This is a genomic window from Bartonella fuyuanensis (assembly GCF_014197255.1).
Taxonomy (GTDB): Bacteria; Pseudomonadota; Alphaproteobacteria; order Rhizobiales; family Rhizobiaceae; genus Bartonella; species Bartonella fuyuanensis.
This window is the reverse complement of record NZ_JACIFE010000056.1, coordinates 1-2368: the sequence shown is the minus strand read 5'-3', so window position 1 is coordinate 2368 and position 2368 is coordinate 1. Positions and strand designations below refer to the sequence as shown.

Annotated in this window: 1 protein-coding gene and 1 pseudogene; both read left to right on the top strand. The window is 37.2% G+C overall.

Annotated features, from left to right (window positions below):
* Window positions 1–457 (top strand): SMI1/KNR4 family protein (locus tag GGR08_RS07800; protein ID WP_210273975.1); only part of this gene is annotated, 457 nt, incomplete at its 5' end.
* A 5-nt stretch (window positions 458–462) separates the two neighbouring features.
* Window positions 463–2368 (top strand): annotated as a pseudogene (locus GGR08_RS07795) (DUF6990 domain-containing protein); the annotation flags it as partial.

The following is a 2368-nucleotide window of genomic DNA, read 5'->3' as shown; positions in this document are numbered from 1 at the left end:
AGTATTAATTGATAAAGTGAATAAATATGATGATGATATTATCAATTTGGGTAGTGAAGATGATGAAGAGAATGAAACAGATGATCTACAGATTGAAAAGGCGGAGAAAGCTTTGGGTTTGCAATTCACATCCTCTTACAAAGTTTTCTTAAAAAAATATGGAGGAGGAGAAATTGGAGGTTATGAAATTTTTAGCATTTATAACGCAAGTTTTGATAAGTGTCCTGCTGGTGATATTGTTTTCTATCATTTGACGGATATAAAAAATGGTTTCGCAAAACCAAATCAGCTTGCCGTGAATAGAACTGATTTTGGTGAAACATTTTATTTTGATTATTCTCAGTTTCAGGATGGAGAGTGTCCGCTCTATCTTAAGTTTCTACCTAGCGATCCCCAGTATTACGCAAGTAATTTTTATGAATTTCTCTGTAAAAGAATTAAAGAGCACGCAGGGTAATGACGATGCAAACCAAAGATGCAACAGAGATTTTAAAAAGACTTGGCTGGGAGCCTCATCGCGATAAAATGGGTGATATGTTTGCTTATTATCACTTCCCCGATCGCATAGTGCGTATTCATTATGGTGTCATGGATTATGGACGGGATAGCGGAAGATTGTGGGTTTCTGTCAGTCTTACTACTGCTGCTTATTGTCTTGGCTGTGAATATGCTAACGGTAAAGAATCTCAACCTCAATATGAGGCTATGCTGATTTCTTCAGAAGAGAATTTTGGAGTTACAGCACTGGAGTTTTTTGAAAGCCATGTCAAGGTAGCTTTAAACAAAGTGTTAGCTTGGGCGCAAGCACAAGATATTGAGAAAAAATTACGTGAAAAAGCTGCTAATCATTCTCTCGTTGCAAAGGCTCTACTCGGCGATACCGAAGCTTTAAGGAATTACAAACCTACATCTCAATTATACGTGCCAGAGTTTTCTGATTATGAAAAGATAACGCAGGTTAAGCGCGTTATCTTTTTTGCTGAAGCTTATAAAAATAATGAATTGGATGACATTTTAGCACGCAAAAAACCGAAACAGCGTTTGATGAGTCTCACAGCAGCAACGCACATTCTTAAAACCCAAGGATGGTTTGCCACAGAACCTGGGAAAATGTGGTTAGTTTTGCCGGATCGTTTTATTCAATTTGATTTTGGTTTTATCCGTCTTCATGATGATTATAATGTTCATCTTGAAGCAGGGATCTCCAACGAAGATATTTCTGTAGCTTGCCATTATATTCACGATAGTAGAAAATGTAGGCAGATATCAGCTACAAATATTTATCAGTCTTTTAATACGATTGAGGGAGGGGTTTTTAGTGGTGTTGATAAAGGGATTGATATTTGTGTAGAGACATTAGATGAGCAAGAGCTTATCAAAATCTCTGAGCGGATAATACAATGGGCACGTGCTCAGGATTTAGAAGCAGCGATAGAAAGCAAAGCGCTTGTTCAAAAATATAGCTCTTGTCCCGATATTCCATGGCATTTGGCTTGTTTAGCATTAACAGGTCAAATTGATATCCTGAAATCCTATCAAAATGCCGTAAAAGCAGGTACGATTTCTGAATATTTAGATGACGATGATGTGGAAAAATATGTTAATCACGCTGTTCAATTTGCTGAAGGACATCTGACCGTTTTAAAGGAGCGAGAGGCGGCAGATGCACGTATTGGTGTACAATCTTTGGCTCTTCTTAATACAGTTTCTGAAACATTAAAAATGATGAACTGGACAGTCTATCGCGACAAAAATTATAATCGTAATGCCTATTTTATAAGCAAAGACCGTATCATTAATATAATGTACAGTCTTGATAGAAAAGGAAAAACACCGATCGTTATATTCAAGGCTTCACTTTCAACACTTGCCTTTTCCACTGCTCATAGGGGTGTTTTTCCCGAGAATCCTCAATATATAGCTCTCAAAGAGGCAGAAGAAGTTTATACAGTTTCTAGTGTTGAAGTTGAAGAAGGCAAACTAAAGCAAATCTGTGTGGATATTCTTAAATGGGTTGATAACCAAAACACCAACCAAATCATCTATGATTATGCGGCGTTGCCAACAAAAAGTGAATTTTTCCTTGCAGAATTTCACCTTGTTGCACTTATTTTGACTGGCAATGTCAAAAAACTTAAGTTTTATAAGGAGAGTTTTCAAAGAAAAAACCGTCTAGGCTTTGCAGATACTATCACAAAATATGATATTGACAACGCTCTTACTCTTGCACAGCGTTATTGAACAGGTTTTCCCAAAAAGGCATTGATTTTAAGCTTGGATCCGCAAACAGCATCTGTTGCTTCTAAAAGAACTTCTGTTGAAGTGGCAGAGGAAGTGGATGAAGCAGATGACACTGATGATCGTCTCA